Genomic DNA, 14,513 nt, shown 5'->3' with positions numbered 1-14,513 from the left:
CTCAACTACGAAAGGCAAGGGGTGACCAGCCACATCGACTGTAAAAAAATTGCGCGCGGCCGCCAGAGCCGCGTGTCGACAGGATGTGCAAGCAGCACCCTTTGTTTGATTTGTAGTTGACCTCATGGAGATTTGGTATGTTCAGGTTAAACCCTTTTGCCCGGGCGGGACTGTGCGCGTCCGTCGTAGCATTGGCATTTCCGGCGCTGGCCGCAAATGATGACGAAACGCTGGTTGTCACCGCCGCGGCGACTGAACAGAGCGTCAAAGATGCCCCCGCCAGTATCAGCGTGATCACCCAACAGGACTTGCAGCGTAAGCCGGTGCAGAACCTGAAGGACGTGTTGCGCGATGTGCCTGGCGTTCAGCTCACCAACGAAGGGGATAACCGCAAGGGTGTCAGCATCCGCGGTCTGGATAGCAGCTATACGCTGATCCTGATCGATGGCAAACGCGTCAACTCGCGTAATGCCGTCTTCCGCCATAACGATTTCGATCTGAACTGGATCCCGGTGGACTCCATCGAACGGATTGAGGTAGTGCGCGGCCCGATGTCTTCCCTGTACGGTTCCGATGCGCTCGGCGGCGTGGTCAATATCATTACCAAAAAAATCGGCCAGAAATGGACCGGTACCCTCAGCAGCGATGCCACCATTCAGGAACACCGCGATCGCGGTGACACTTATAACGGCCAGTTCTTCACCAGCGGCCCGCTGATTGACGGCGTGCTGGGGATGAAAGCCTACGGCAGCCTGGCGAAACGCAGTAAAGACGATCAGCAATCTTCCAGCAACGCCGCGGGCGAAACGCCGCGCATTGAAGGCTTTACCAGCCGCGACGGTAACGTTGAGTTCGCCTGGACGCCAACGGAGAATCAGGACATTACCGCCGGCTACGGTTTCGATCGCCAGGATCGCGATTCAGACTCGCTCGACAAAAACCGCCTCGAACGTCAGAACTACTCTTTGACCCATAACGGGCGCTGGGATGTCGGCAATAGCGAAGTGAAATTCTACGGCGAGAAAGTGGATAACAAAAATCCAGGGCAGGCGGGCACTATTACTTCTGAGAGTAATGCGGTCGATGGTAAATATGTGATGCCGCTGGGTATGATCAACCAGATCGTCACCCTCGGCGGCGAATGGCGCCACGATAAACTCAAAGATCCGGTGAACCTGAGCAGCGGCGGCAAATCGACTTCCGCCAGCCAGTACGCGCTATTCCTCGAAGACGAGTGGCGGATCTTTGAACCGCTGGCGCTGACCACCGGCATCCGTATGGACGATCACCAAACCTACGGCGATCACTGGAGCCCGCGTGCGTATCTGGTCTATAACGCCACCGATACCGTGACCGTGAAAGGCGGTTGGGCTACGGCCTTTAAAGCGCCGTCGCTGCTGCAATTGAACCCGGACTGGACCACCAACTCCTGTCGCGGTAGCTGCAGCATTATCGGTAACCCGGATTTGAAGCCGGAAACCAGCGAAAGCTTTGAGCTCGGTCTGTATTACAGCGGTGAAGAGGGCTGGCTGGAAGGGGTTGAAGGCAGCGTGACCGCCTTCCAGAACAACGTTGACGATATGATCGACATCCTGCGCACCTCCAGCGCCAGCGAAGCGCCGGGTTACCCGAACTTCGTCGGCTGGAAGACCGTGAACGGTAAGCGTGTGCCGGTATTCCGCTACTTCAACGTCAACAAAGCGCGGATTAAAGGCGTAGAGACCGAAGTGAAAGTGCCGTTTGGCGAAGAGTGGAAACTGACGGTCAACTACACCTATAACGATGGTCGCGATCTGAGCAATGGCGGCAATAAACCGCTGCAGACGCTGCCGTTCCATACCGCTAACGGTACGCTCGATTGGAAGCCGCTTGAAGATTGGTCTTTCTACGTCACGGCCAACTATACCGGCGAGCAGCGTGCAGTAAGCGCGACGGGTAAAACCCCAGGCGGTTATACCATGTTCGATATCGGCGCCGCGTGGCAGGTCAGTAAAAACGTGAAACTGCGCTCCGGCGTGCTTAACGTTGGCGACAAAGATCTGAACCGCGACGATTACAGCTATACCGAAGATGGCCGTCGCTACTTTATGGCCGTCGATTACCGCTTCTGATAGCGATAAACTGTCTGCCGCCGCTGAAGTAACTTCAGTGGCGGCAGCCCCGATAAAACGTGTACGCCGCTATCCGCCAGGTATCAGCCGCTTGCCTCTTTCATCCACCACCTTTTCTCCATCCTCTTTGCTAAAAGCGCCTTGCCGCGGATCGGGCAGGATATCCAGCACCACTTCAGAAGGCCGACATAAGCGGGTTCCCCGTTCAGTGACCACAATAGGGCGATTAATCAGGATGGGATGAGCGAGCATAAATTCTATTAACTGTTCGTCGGTGAACTTGTCCTCCGCGAGTCCCAACTGGGCATAAGGTTCAACATTCTCGCGTAGCAGAGTACGCACCGCGATCCCCATCTCTGCGATAAGTTTAACCAGCTCATCGTGAGTCGGCGGTGTTTCAAGGTAGTGAATAACGGTGGGTTCATTACCGCTGTTACGGATCATCTCCAGCGTATTACGTGACGTGCCGCAGGCCGGGTTGTGATAGATGGTGATATTACTCATATAAGTGTCTCGTTATAGAGTGAGAGAGAGCCGCAGCGCCAGCGCGGCCAGAGTGACAAACAGCACGGGTAGCGTCATGATGATGCCGGTGCGGAAGTAATATCCCCAACTGATGGTCATACTCTTCTGCGACAGTACGTGCAGCCACAGCAGGGTCGCCAGACTGCCTATTGGCGTGATTTTGGGGCCTAAATCGCACCCAATCACGTTGGCGTAGATCATCGCTTCTTTGATAACGCCAGAAGCGGTGCTTCCTTCAATCGACAGCGCGCCCACCAGGACCGTTGGCATATTGTTCATTACCGACGACAGGAAAGCGGTCAGGAAGCCCGTGCCAAACGTTGCCGCCAGCAGTCCCTTATCCGCCAGCATATTCAGGACACCCGACAGATATTCCGTTAAGCCCGCATTGCGCAGACCGTAGACCACCAGGTACATACCCAGCGAGAAAATAACGATCTGCCAGGGCGCGCCGCGCAATACTTTACCGGTATTGATAGCGTGACCTTTTTTCGCAACGGCAAACAGAACAGCGGCTCCGACAGCGGCGATGGCGCTAACGGGCAGCCCCTGCGGTTCAAGAACAAAGAAACCAACCAGCAACAAAAGCAGAACAACCCAGCCAGCCTTGAAGGTTGCGGGATCTTTAATCGCGCTGGCAGGCGTTTTCAGCAAAGTGACGTTGTAGGTTGCCGGAATATCCCGGCGGAAAAACAGATGCAGCATGCCCAGCGTGGCCGCGATGGCAGCAATATCAACAGGAACCATTACAGAGGCGTATTGCGTAAAACCAAGCCGGAAGAAGTCAGCAGAGACAATGTTTACCAGATTAGAAACGATAAGCGGCAGGCTGGCGGTATCGGCAATAAACCCGGCTGCCATGACAAAGGCCAATGTTGTCCTTTTGCTGAACCCCAGAGCGAGCAGCATGGCAATGACGATGGGAGTCAGAATGAGCGCTGCTCCATCGTTAGCAAACAGCGCCGCAACGGTCGCGCCTAACAGGATAATCCAGCTAAACAGCAGACGACCGCGCCCGTTGCCCCAGCGGGAGACATGCAGCGCGGCCCATTCAAAAAAGCCCGATTCATCGAGCAGCAGGCTGATGATAATTACCGCGATAAAAGTCGCAGTTGCGTTCCAGACGATATTCCAGACCACAGGAATATCACTGGGATGAATAACGCCGCTGACCAGCGCCAGCACTGCGCCAATACTCGCGCTCCAGCCGATGCTGAGGCCCCGGGGCTGCCAGATAACCAACACCAGCGTGAATAAAAAGAGACTACCTGCCAACAACATTCTCTACTCCGATATATGCGTTTATATATATGTATCAACAGGTGCTACACGCTGATTTCTTGCGCCATTCGTCAATATCTTCTCTCATGCTCTGCCAGGATGCGGCAATGATCTTCGCCGCCCAAGCCGGCATATGGGGCGAGAGGCGATAGTGGACCCATTTCCCTTGCCGACGGTCGAGCACCAGTCCGGACTCACGTAATATCGCCATATGACGCGATATTTTCGGCTGGGATTGCCCGGTGGCGGCACACAAATCGCAGACGCACAGTTCGCCGGACTCACGCAGCAACATGATGATGGCTAGACGGGTTTCATCCGCCAGAATTTTAAATAGCTGGATAGGTTTTATCATGGTTGACCAGATTATCATGGAGGTACATATATGCTAAATCATATATGTTGTGTTTTAAATAACAAATTATCGCCCGTAGCGACAAGATAGTTCCTGACAAAGATATAAAGCCGGGCAAGCGGAGGATGCCCGGCGGAGGGAAATAGAGGGTTACTTAAACAGATGCTTCGCGTGGAAGCGCAGATGATCTTCTATAAAGGTGGCAATGAAATAGTAGCTGTGGTCGTAGCCGGGCTGGATACGCAGGCTCAGCGGCCACTGTTTCTGTCGCGCTACCTCCGCCAGCACCGCGGGCTGTAGCTGGGTACCGAGAAACTGGTCGGCGTCACCCTGGTCAATTAATGTGGGAATGGCATCCCCGGCCTGGCTTGCCTGCATGAGTGCGCAGCTGTCCCACTCCTGCCAGGTCGCCTCATCATCGCCGAGATAGGCGCTGAACGCCTTTTGTCCCCACGGAACTTTGCATGGGTTGACGATCGGCGCGAAGGCCGAGACGCAGGTAAAGCGCCCTGGGTTTTTCAGCGCCATGATGAGCGCGCCGTGGCCGCCCATCGAGTGGCCGCTGATAGCGCAACGGTCGGCGACCTTAAATTGACGGTTAATCAACTGCGGCAGCTCATCGCGCAGGTAGTCGTACATGCGAAAATGGGCCGCCCACGGCGCCTGAGTGGCGTTGAGGTAAAAACCTGCGCCTTTACCGAGATCGTAACCGGCATCATCGGCGACGTCATCACCGCGCGGGCTGGTGTCGGGCATCACCAGCGCAATGCCAAGTTCGGCGGCTATCCGCTGAGCGCCGGCCTTAGTGGTAAAGTTTTCGTCATTGCAGGTCAAACCGGATAGCCAGTACAGCACCGGCGGCGGGGCGGTTTCCGTCGCCGGCGGTAAAAAGATGCTAAACGTCATGGCGCAGTTCAGGGTACTGGAGTGATGACGCCAGCGTTGCTGTCGACCCTCGTAACAGCGATGCTCTTCAAGCAGTTCCATGCAGGGCTCCTCGGGTATCTATGTGTAATGCTTAATAATACAGATATTTCATTAACCGGTGAGCAACTTTCACTTTCCCGTCGCGCAAAGCTATTGCATCATTAATACGAGTTATAAAGAACATCTCAGAACATCTACAGTACTTATGATTGCGCGCGGTAGCGGCGGGGCTCGCTGGCGTGGCGCATCGACAACGTCCAACCGCAGCGGTAAAAATGAAAGGTTGCGCCAATTTCAATAATTATCGTGACGGCTACTGGATTATGTGCGCCACCTCACGCACAATGAGTGCAAACTTTGCCCTCAGAAGAGCAAAGAGCGCCACACCTGCAGGAGAACCTAAATGTCATCATTGAGTAAAGAAGCCATACTCGTTCATGAAGCGCTGGTCGCTCGTGGGCTGGAGACGCCGCTGCGTCCGCCAGTACAAGAAATTGATAATGAAACGCGCAAGCGTCTGATCGCCGGGCACATGACTGAGATTATGCAGCTGCTGAATCTTGATCTCAGTGACGACAGCCTGATGGAGACTCCGCATCGCATCGCAAAAATGTACGTTGATGAGATTTTCTCCGGTCTGGATTATGCCAGATTCCCGAAAATCACCGTTATTGAAAACAAAATGAAAGTTGACGAGATGGTGACGGTTCGCGATATCACGCTGACCAGTACCTGTGAACATCACTTTGTGACGATTGACGGCAAAGCGACCGTAGCTTATATCCCGAAAGATTCGGTAATCGGCCTGTCGAAAATTAACCGCATCGTGCAGTTCTTTGCCCAGCGTCCGCAGGTGCAGGAGCGCCTGACGCAGCAGATCCTCACTGCGCTGCAGACCCTGCTCGGTACCAGTAACGTCGCGGTATCCATTGACGCGGTGCATTACTGCGTGAAAGCGCGCGGCATCCGCGATGCGACCAGCGCCACGACCACCACTTCGCTTGGCGGTCTGTTTAAATCCAGCCAGAATACCCGCCAGGAGTTCCTGCGCGCCGTACGTCACCACAATTAATTCGGAGCAGGGTGCATGGAGAGAAACGTCACGCTGGACTTCGTTCGCGGCGTCGCCATCCTCGGCATTCTGCTACTGAATATCACCGCCTTCGGCTTGCCGAAGGCGGCCTATCTTAATCCTGCATGGGCCGGGAGTATTTCGCTGAGCGACGCCTGGAGCTGGGCAATCCTCGACCTGTTTGCGCAGGTGAAATTCCTCACCCTGTTTGCTCTGCTGTTCGGCGCCGGATTACAAATGCTGCTGGTACGCGGTAAACGCTGGATCCAGTCACGGCTAACGCTGCTTGCCCTACTTGGTTTTATTCACGGCCTCTTTTTCTGGGATGGCGATATTCTGCTGGCCTATGCGCTGGTGGGGCTAATTGCCTGGCGCATGGTACGCGATGCCCAACACGTTAAATCGCTATTTAATACCGGCGTAGTGCTATATCTCATCGGTATTGCGGTGCTGGTATTGCTGGGATTGATTTCCGCCAACGGCGCCAGCCGGTCATGGGTGCCCGATGCCGCGAATGTGCAGTATGAACAGTTCTGGAAGCTCAAAGGCGGTATGGAGGCGGTGAGCAATCGCGCGGATATGCTGTCCGGTAACCTGGTGGCGCTGGGCGTGCAGTACGGCTGGCAGCTGGCGGGGATGATGCTAATGGGCGCGGCGCTAATGCGCTGCGGCTGGTTGAAAGGGCAGTTTAGCCTTAGTCACTACCGCCGCGTCGGGTTGGTGCTGATTATTGCCGGGATGGCGGTGAATGTGCCGGCCATCGCCGCGCAGTGGTACTTGCAATGGGACTACCGCTGGTGCGGTTTTCTGCTGCAGGCGCCGCGTGAACTTGGCGCGCCGCTTCAAACTATCGGCTATGCCGCGCTGGCGTGGGGATTCTGGCCGCAATTATGCCGCTTCCGTCTGGTCGGCGCGATTGCTTGCGTTGGGCGGATGGCGCTCAGTAACTATTTACTGCAAACCCTGATCTGCACCACGCTGTTCTATCATCTCGGCCTGTTTATGAAATTTGACCGTTTTCAGCTGTTGGCCTTTGTGCCGGCGGTGTGGGCCGTTAATCTCCTCTTCTCGCAGTTTTGGCTGCGTCATTTCCGCCAGGGGCCCGTTGAGTGGCTATGGCGTCAGTTAACCCTGAGAGCCTCAGGGACAACAACAAGAGATACATCCGTATAACGATCTCGATCACAATCATTAACAAAATGGATGTAACCGTTTCCAGCGGTGTGACCTCACTCACGTAGCGCGGCGCGCGTCACTGCCAGAATAGCCACCTTGCTGAACACAGGAGGTGGGTGTGACGTATTGTAATGCTATTAAGGTGGGTCTCCATGATCACCATTCGTGATGTCGCCCGTCAGGCGGGGGTCTCCGTAGCGACGGTCTCACGGGTGCTGAACAACAGCGCGCTGGTGAGCCCGGATACGCGGGAAGCGGTGATGAAAGCGGTCGCGCAGCTGGGCTATCGACCCAATGCCAATGCCCAGGCGCTGGCGACCCAGGTTAGCGATACCATCGGCGTGGTGGTGATGGATGTGTCGGACGCCTTTTTCGGCGCGCTGGTGAAAGCGGTGGATACCGTCGCGCAGCAGCACCAGAAATATGTCCTGATCGGCAACAGTTATCATGAAGCTGAAAAAGAGCGCAACGCCATTGAGGTGCTGATTCGCCAGCGCTGTTCGGCGCTTATCGTGCATTCGAAAGCGTTAAGCGATGCCGAACTCGGCGATTTTATGCAGCATATTCCGGGCATGGTGCTGATTAACCGCATTGTACCCGGCTTCGCGCACCGCTGTGTGGGTCTCGATAACGTCAGCGGCGCGCTCATGGCTACGCGGATGCTGCTCAATCACGGCCATCAGCGGATTGGCTATCTCTCTTCCAACCACGGCATTGAGGATGATGAACTGCGCCGTGAAGGGTGGAGTAAGGCGCTGCAGGAGCAGGGTATTATCGCCCCGGAAAGTTGGATTGGCTCGGGATCGCCGGATATGCAGGGCGGCGAAGCGGCGATGGTGGAACTGCTTGGGCGTAATTTAGGCCTGACGGCAGTGTTTGCCTATAACGACAGTATGGCTGCTGGCGCGCTCACCACCCTCAAGGATAACGGCATTGCTGTGCCGCAGCATCTCTCGCTGATTGGCTTTGATGACATTCCCATTTCCCGTTACACCGATCCGCAGCTGACCACGGTGCGCTATCCCATTATGTCGATGGCCAAATTGGCTACTGAACTGGCGCTACAAGGGGCGGCAGGAAAACTCGATAGTGAGGCCAGCCACTGTTTTATGCCCACGCTGGTGCGCCGCCATTCTGTGACGCAGAAGCAAAGTGTGGGGCCGATCACTAACTGAATCTATCCATCGATGTAACCGCTTTCAATCTGTGAGTAAATTCACAGTATATTAACATTACGCTGTTTATGATGGCAGCGTTGACCAGTCCGAACCAGACTGTGCTGATGATGCGTTTAAACATCATCTTAAACAATAGGTTAGGCACTTGATGAAGCCGTTTTTCTGGAGCGTTACCCTACACGGAAGACAGAATTAACGTTGTGAATATCGTTGTGCGGTAACCCTAATGTAACAACTCCCGCCAGCTATCTTCACGCCAAAAAAAACGATGCAAAATAATAAAACCGGAGATTCCATGAATAAGAAGGTCTTAGCTCTGTCCGCCGTCATGGCTGGTATGCTTTTCGGCGCCGCAGCGCATGCCGCGGATACCCGTATCGGCGTTACGATCTACAAGTATGACGACAACTTTATGTCCGTCGTGCGTAAAGCTATCGAAAAAGACGGCAAATCTGCGCCGGACGTGCAACTGCTGATGAATGACTCGCAGAACGATCAGTCCAAACAGAACGATCAGATCGACGTGCTGCTGGCGAAAGGGGTGAAGGCGCTGGCGATCAACCTGGTTGACCCGGCGGCGGCGGGTACGGTTATCGACAAAGCGCGCGGGCAAAATGTGCCGGTGGTGTTCTTTAACAAAGAGCCGTCGCGCAAGGCGCTGGATAGCTACGATAAAGCCTATTATGTGGGTACCGACTCCAAAGAATCCGGGATTATCCAGGGCGATCTTATCGCCAAACACTGGAAAGCGAATCCAAACTGGGATCTGAACAAAGATGGTCAGATTCAGTTTGTTCTGTTGAAAGGCGAGCCGGGCCACCCGGATGCCGAAGCGCGTACTTCCTACGTTATCAAAGAGCTGAATGAAAAAGGTCTTAAAACTCAGCAACTGGCGTTAGATACCGCCATGTGGGATACCGCGCAAGCGAAAGATAAAATGGACGCCTGGCTCTCCGGCCCGAACGCCAACAAAATCGAAGTGGTCATCGCGAACAACGATGCGATGGCGATGGGCGCGGTAGAAGCGCTGAAAGCGCATAACAAGAGCAGCATTCCGGTGTTCGGCGTCGATGCCCTGCCTGAAGCGCTGGCGCTGGTGAAATCCGGCGCGATGGCCGGTACCGTGCTGAACGACGCCAACAACCAGGCCAAAGCGACCTTCGATCTGGCGAAGAACCTGGCTGACGGCAAAGAGCCCGCTGCTGGCACCAACTGGAAAATTGAGAATAAGATTGTCCGCGTACCGTACGTAGGCGTAGATAAAGACAACCTCAGCCAGTTTATCGGTAAATAAGTTCTTCATGCATTGCGGGCGCGCTCGCGCGCCCGATTATTCCTGATACCGAAGCCGATTTTGCTGCGATATAACTTATCGTCGCGGATCGGCACGAACGCAGCCAGGTATAACTATGGTCAGCAATAATAGCGTACAGTCGGGCGAATATTTGTTGGAAATGAGTGACATCAACAAATCTTTCCCCGGCGTTAAAGCTCTTGATAATGTCAACCTGAAGGTTCGTCCGCACTCTATCCATGCATTAATGGGTGAGAATGGCGCGGGTAAATCGACATTATTAAAATGCTTATTTGGAATCTATCAAAAAGATTCCGGCAGTATTCTTTTTCAGGGAAAAGAAATCGATTTCCATTCGGCGAAAGAAGCGTTGGAAAACGGTATTTCTATGGTGCACCAGGAATTAAACCTGGTACTTCAACGTTCGGTCATGGACAACATGTGGCTGGGACGTTACCCCACCAAAGGCATGTTTGTCGATCAGGATAAAATGTATCGCGATACCAAAGCGATATTTGATGAACTCGATATTGATATTGATCCGCGCGCTCGCGTGGGGACTTTATCGGTATCGCAGATGCAGATGATTGAAATTGCCAAAGCATTCTCCTATGACGCGAAAATCGTCATTATGGATGAGCCTACCTCATCGCTGACAGAAAAAGAGGTCAATCACCTGTTTAAAATAATCCGCAAGCTGAAAGAGCGTGGCTGCGGTATTGTTTATATCTCCCATAAAATGGAGGAGATATTTCAGCTATGCGATGAGATTACGATCCTGCGCGATGGTCAGTGGATTGCCACCCAGCCGCTGGAGGGGCTGGATATGGATAAGATCATCGCGATGATGGTTGGCCGTTCGCTGAACCAGCGTTTTCCGGATAAACAAAACAAACCGGGCGAAGTAATCCTTGAAGTTCGTAACCTGACCTCGCTGCGCCAGCCGTCAATTCGCGATGTCTCATTCGATCTGCATAAAGGTGAAATCCTCGGCATTGCCGGACTGGTGGGCGCTAAACGTACCGATATTGTTGAAACGCTGTTTGGCATCCGCGAAAAGGCCAGCGGCACAATTACCCTGCATGGCAAAAAAATTAATAACCATAGCGCTAACGAGGCGATAAACCACGGCTTTGCGCTGGTGACCGAAGAGCGTCGCTCGACGGGAATTTATGCTTACCTCGATATTGGTTTTAACTCGCTGATATCAAATATCAAGAAGTATAAAAACAAGGTCGGTCTGCTGGATAATTCGCGGATGAAAAGCGACACCCAATGGGTTATCGATTCCATGCGGGTTAAAACCCCAGGCCATCAAACGCAAATCGGTTCGCTTTCCGGCGGGAATCAGCAGAAGGTTATTATCGGTCGTTGGTTATTAACCCAACCGGAAATATTAATGCTTGATGAACCGACCCGCGGGATTGACGTCGGGGCCAAATTCGAAATTTATCAGCTGATTGCCGAACTGGCCAAAAAAGATAAGGGCATCATTATTATCTCTTCCGAAATGCCGGAACTGCTGGGAATTACCGACCGTATTCTGGTTATGAGTAACGGGCTGGTTGCCGGAATTGTTGAGACCAAAACCACGACGCAAAATGAAATTCTGCGTCTTGCATCATTGCACCTTTGAGATCAGGGGCTTTCCATGAGTGCGTTAAATAAAAAGAGTTTCCTCACTTACCTGAAAGAGGGTGGGATTTACGTTGTACTTTTGGTCTTACTGGCCATTATTATTTTCCAGGACCCGACCTTCTTAAGTCTGTTGAACTTAAGTAACATCCTGACGCAATCCTCGGTACGTATTATCATCGCGCTCGGCGTCGCCGGACTGATTGTCACCCAGGGGACCGACCTTTCCGCCGGACGTCAGGTGGGTCTGGCGGCGGTGGTAGCGGCTACCATGCTGCAGGCGGTGGATAACGCCAACAAGGTGTTCCCGGAGATGGCGACCATGCCGATTCCGTTGGTGATTCTGCTGGTCTGCGCGATCGGCGCGGTGATTGGCTTGATTAACGGTATCGTCATTGCCTATCTCAACGTGACGCCGTTTATCACTACCTTGGGGACGATGATCATCGTTTACGGTATCAACTCCCTGTACTACGACTTTGTCGGCGCGTCGCCGATTTCCGGTTTCGACAGCCACTTCTCGCAGTTTGCCCAGGGCTTTGTCGCTTTAGGTTCATTCCGCCTGTCGTACATCACTTTCTACGCGCTGATCGCTATCTTCTTCGTGTGGATCCTGTGGAATAAAACCCGTTTCGGTAAAAACATCTTCGCTATCGGCGGCAACCCGGAAGCGGCGCGTGTCTCCGGCGTTAACGTGGCGCTGAACCTGCTGATGATTTATGCCCTGTCCGGGGTGTTTTACGCCTTCGGCGGGCTGCTGGAAGCCGGACGTATCGGTTCGGCGACCAACAACCTCGGCTTTATGTACGAACTGGATGCGATTGCCGCCTGCGTGGTGGGGGGCGTTTCCTTCAGCGGCGGCGTGGGTACGGTTTTCGGCGTGGTGACCGGGGTCATTATTTTTACCGTCATCAACTATGGTCTGACCTACATTGGCGTCAATCCATACTGGCAGTACATTATTAAAGGGGCGATTATCATCTTCGCTGTGGCGCTGGATTCACTGAAGTACGCGCGTAAGAAATAAGATTGAACATATAAAAAACCCGCGCCTGGCGCGGGTTTTTTATGCCTGAAATTCGATAAAACGACGGCGGCTATTTTTCTTTCTGTAGCTCCAGTAACTGCTCGGGCGTGACCGCCGGGTAGGATTGCGCATCCTCCGGAACTTCATGCTGCTGCGCCGGAATGGGGATCAGCGGCCCGAGGAAACGCGGTTCGCGTTTGAAGATATAGAGATCCGCCAGCGCGCCAAACCGGGCGCCAAACTCGCGCAGACGTACGGTCCACATATCCTTCGGCGAAGGCACCGCATAGCACTGCGCCTGAATCCCCATATGCAGGGCGATAAACAGCGCGCGTTCGCAATGGAAGCGCTGGGTGATAATAATAAAATCATTGGTATCGAACACTTTGCGGGTGCGCACGATCGAATCGAGGGTACGGAAACCGGCATAGTCCAGCACGATATCCGCCGGATCGACGCCGGCTTTAATCAGATCGCGGCGCATGGTCATCGGTTCGTTATAGCTTTGCAAGGCGTTGTCACCGCTCAACAGCAGATAATTAACCTTACCGCTATTGTAGGCGTTGAGCGCGCCCTGGATCCGATAACGATAATACTGATTGATCACGCCGGTGCGATAATATTTGGCAGTGCCCAACACCACGCCCACCTGGCGGTAGGGGAGATCCTGCAGCTCATCGTAAATATAGGGCGCGGTTTTCCAGCTCATCCAGCGGTCAAGACCCAGCACGGTCAACAGCAGCAGGCCGAGCAGGACTAACAGGCTGTATAACACACGCTTTAACATGAACTTGACTCAATGGTGGACGAGGGAAGCTTCAGGCTACTTTACCCGCCGGGTAAGCGCAAGAAACCATCGTTTAATTGCGGGGATTTTCAGCAATATGGCAGATTACCGAATCCAGGCCGGAGAAGCCAAAGGCGCATCCGGCAATCTGCTCAGGCTATCAGGCTAATTAACCTAACAGCACGCGGTCGATATTCTGACAGCCCAACGCTTTCAGGGTCGCGACGGTCGCATCCCACTGGATAAGCGATGCATCGGCTTTCTCGGCCAACAGCGCGCGCTGGATATCCGGATAGTCGTAACCGTTAAGGCTCAGCAGGTTCAGCGCGCCCTGTAGCGGCGGTAGTGTTGGATTGAACGCCGCGTTTTCCGCGTAGCTGCCGCAGAAAATGGTGCCGTCTTTCAGCTCCAGCGCCACGCCGGAAGGGGAGTTGCTGTACGGCGCGTGGCAGCGGTTCGCCGCCTGAATAGCCGCCTGCGTGAGCGCATCGCCGCTGAGGGGGAAGCCGTGATCCTGCTCATCCATCAGCAGAGTTTTGATTTCCAGGTCTTTCGGGCCAAAGGCGTCCGGCAGATAGTGCTGCAGGGAGTGCGCTTCGCGACCCGGCAGATGAATGCGCAGCGCCAGACCGCTATTCAGTTCATTCATAAACTGGCGGCAGTGACCGCAAGGCGTGTAGTTGACGGTAATGGCGCGCAGGGATTTTTCGCCGCGTAGCCAGGCGTGGCTGATGGCGCTCTGTTCCGCGTGGACGGTCTGTTGCATGGTGGCGCCGAGGAATTCCATGTTGCCGCCGAAGTACCAGCGACCGCTCACGCCGCGGGCGATAGCGCCAACGTTAAAGTGAGAAAGATCGGCGCGGGCGCAGGCGGCGGCAAGCGGCAGTAGCGCAAAGGCCAGCGCGTCTTCATCCAAACCTGTTGCTTGTTGTAGCGTCGCCACCTGATCGGCTTCGAGCAGCGCCGGGAAGTGAGGGTCTGCGAGCATCGGGGCGATGGCCGCCTGCAGGTCTGCCGCCAGATTAGTCAAAGCAGCTTGAAAACGAGAGTGCATAGCGTTGCCTCATAACAATGTAATGGGAAGCTAGTGTACGGGCCCGCACGGGACCCATATGTGACATAAGTCTCATTGTTTATGCAACGAT

Annotated in this window: 13 protein-coding genes; 7 read left to right on the top strand and 6 right to left on the bottom strand. The window is 54.2% G+C overall.

Going from position 1 to position 14,513, the window contains the following annotated elements; genetic code table 11:
* The first annotated feature begins 137 nt into the window (after positions 1–137).
* The gene (cirA, locus tag AC2CGP_RS06165) at positions 138–2,111 is read left to right on the top strand and encodes a catecholate siderophore receptor CirA (RefSeq protein WP_015365703.1); all 1,974 of its coding nucleotides are present in this window, start codon (positions 138–140) and stop codon (positions 2,109–2,111) included.
* 69 nt (positions 2,112–2,180) lie between these two features.
* On the opposite strand, the gene arsC is transcribed toward cirA, so the two are convergent.
* The 4 genes from arsC to fghA form a co-directional block, all read right to left on the bottom strand.
* On the bottom strand, positions 2,181–2,615 hold the full coding sequence (arsC, locus tag AC2CGP_RS06160; protein WP_484502305.1) for a glutaredoxin-dependent arsenate reductase: 435 nt from the start codon (positions 2,613–2,615) through the stop codon (positions 2,181–2,183).
* A gap of 12 nt (positions 2,616–2,627) precedes the next feature.
* A complete protein-coding gene (locus tag AC2CGP_RS06155) occupies positions 2,628–3,917 on the bottom strand; it encodes an arsenic transporter (protein WP_484502304.1) in 1,290 nt (429 codons plus the stop codon).
* Positions 3,918–3,951: 34 nt separating this feature from the next.
* Positions 3,952–4,272 (bottom strand): metalloregulator ArsR/SmtB family transcription factor, encoded by a 321-nt coding sequence (locus tag AC2CGP_RS06150; RefSeq protein ID WP_484502303.1) that lies wholly within the window; start codon positions 4,270–4,272, stop codon positions 3,952–3,954.
* 150 nt (positions 4,273–4,422) lie between these two features.
* The gene (gene fghA / locus AC2CGP_RS06145; protein WP_484502302.1) at positions 4,423–5,259 is read right to left on the bottom strand and encodes an S-formylglutathione hydrolase; all 837 of its coding nucleotides are present in this window, start codon (positions 5,257–5,259) and stop codon (positions 4,423–4,425) included.
* A gap of 343 nt (positions 5,260–5,602) precedes the next feature.
* Between fghA and folE the strand changes: the two genes are divergently transcribed.
* The 6 genes from folE to mglC all read left to right on the top strand — a co-directional run bounded on the left by folE (position 5,603) and on the right by mglC (position 12,581).
* The gene (folE, locus tag AC2CGP_RS06140) at positions 5,603–6,271 is read left to right on the top strand and encodes a GTP cyclohydrolase I FolE (protein WP_015365708.1); all 669 of its coding nucleotides are present in this window, start codon (positions 5,603–5,605) and stop codon (positions 6,269–6,271) included.
* Between the two features lie 15 nt (positions 6,272–6,286).
* Positions 6,287–7,444 carry a DUF418 domain-containing protein YeiB gene (gene yeiB / locus AC2CGP_RS06135; RefSeq protein ID WP_484502301.1) on the top strand — a complete coding sequence of 386 codons (1,158 nt, stop codon included), beginning with the start codon at positions 6,287–6,289 and terminating at the stop codon, positions 7,442–7,444.
* Positions 7,445–7,599: 155 nt separating this feature from the next.
* Positions 7,600–8,622 (top strand): HTH-type transcriptional regulator GalS, encoded by a 1,023-nt coding sequence (gene galS / locus AC2CGP_RS06130; RefSeq protein WP_045391291.1) that lies wholly within the window; start codon positions 7,600–7,602, stop codon positions 8,620–8,622.
* Between the two features lie 298 nt (positions 8,623–8,920).
* Complete coding sequence (mglB, locus tag AC2CGP_RS06125; RefSeq protein WP_015365711.1) at positions 8,921–9,919, top strand: galactose/glucose ABC transporter substrate-binding protein MglB; 999 nt, start codon at positions 8,921–8,923, stop codon at positions 9,917–9,919.
* A 115-nt stretch (positions 9,920–10,034) separates the two neighbouring features.
* The gene (gene mglA, locus AC2CGP_RS06120; protein WP_015365712.1) at positions 10,035–11,555 is read left to right on the top strand and encodes a galactose/methyl galactoside ABC transporter ATP-binding protein MglA; all 1,521 of its coding nucleotides are present in this window, start codon (positions 10,035–10,037) and stop codon (positions 11,553–11,555) included.
* A 15-nt stretch (positions 11,556–11,570) separates the two neighbouring features.
* Positions 11,571–12,581 carry a galactose/methyl galactoside ABC transporter permease MglC gene (gene mglC, locus AC2CGP_RS06115; protein WP_015365713.1) on the top strand — a complete coding sequence of 337 codons (1,011 nt, stop codon included), beginning with the start codon at positions 11,571–11,573 and terminating at the stop codon, positions 12,579–12,581.
* A gap of 70 nt (positions 12,582–12,651) precedes the next feature.
* Here the strand turns inward: mglC and sanA are convergent, their stop codons facing one another.
* A complete protein-coding gene (gene sanA / locus AC2CGP_RS06110) occupies positions 12,652–13,368 on the bottom strand; it encodes an outer membrane permeability protein SanA (RefSeq protein WP_015365714.1) in 717 nt (238 codons plus the stop codon).
* 169 nt (positions 13,369–13,537) lie between these two features.
* Complete coding sequence (gene cdd, locus AC2CGP_RS06105; RefSeq protein ID WP_015365716.1) at positions 13,538–14,422, bottom strand: cytidine deaminase; 885 nt, start codon at positions 14,420–14,422, stop codon at positions 13,538–13,540.
* Between the last annotated feature and the right edge of the window lie 91 nt (positions 14,423–14,513).

The organism is Klebsiella sp. SYXHC3 (assembly GCF_057196925.1).
This window is presented reverse-complemented; position numbering and strand designations above follow the sequence as displayed.

What these genes read in the sequence shown, in the direction of transcription:
- cirA (WP_015365703.1), top strand. Translation starts at nt 138, where the DNA reads ATGTTCAGGTTAAACCCTTTTGCCCGGGCGGGACTGTGCGCGTCCGTC.
- arsC (WP_484502305.1), bottom strand. Translation starts at nt 2,615, where the DNA reads ATGAGTAATATCACCATCTATCACAACCCGGCCTGCGGCACGTCACGT.
- AC2CGP_RS06155 (WP_484502304.1), bottom strand. Translation starts at nt 3,917, where the DNA reads ATGTTGTTGGCAGGTAGTCTCTTTTTATTCACGCTGGTGTTGGTTATC.
- AC2CGP_RS06150 (WP_484502303.1), bottom strand. Translation starts at nt 4,272, where the DNA reads ATGATAAAACCTATCCAGCTATTTAAAATTCTGGCGGATGAAACCCGT.
- fghA (WP_484502302.1), bottom strand. Translation starts at nt 5,259, where the DNA reads ATGGAACTGCTTGAAGAGCATCGCTGTTACGAGGGTCGACAGCAACGC.
- folE (WP_015365708.1), top strand. Translation starts at nt 5,603, where the DNA reads ATGTCATCATTGAGTAAAGAAGCCATACTCGTTCATGAAGCGCTGGTC.
- yeiB (WP_484502301.1), top strand. Translation starts at nt 6,287, where the DNA reads ATGGAGAGAAACGTCACGCTGGACTTCGTTCGCGGCGTCGCCATCCTC.
- galS (WP_045391291.1), top strand. Translation starts at nt 7,600, where the DNA reads ATGATCACCATTCGTGATGTCGCCCGTCAGGCGGGGGTCTCCGTAGCG.
- mglB (WP_015365711.1), top strand. Translation starts at nt 8,921, where the DNA reads ATGAATAAGAAGGTCTTAGCTCTGTCCGCCGTCATGGCTGGTATGCTT.
- mglA (WP_015365712.1), top strand. Translation starts at nt 10,035, where the DNA reads ATGGTCAGCAATAATAGCGTACAGTCGGGCGAATATTTGTTGGAAATG.
- mglC (WP_015365713.1), top strand. Translation starts at nt 11,571, where the DNA reads ATGAGTGCGTTAAATAAAAAGAGTTTCCTCACTTACCTGAAAGAGGGT.
- sanA (WP_015365714.1), bottom strand. Translation starts at nt 13,368, where the DNA reads ATGTTAAAGCGTGTGTTATACAGCCTGTTAGTCCTGCTCGGCCTGCTG.
- cdd (WP_015365716.1), bottom strand. Translation starts at nt 14,422, where the DNA reads ATGCACTCTCGTTTTCAAGCTGCTTTGACTAATCTGGCGGCAGACCTG.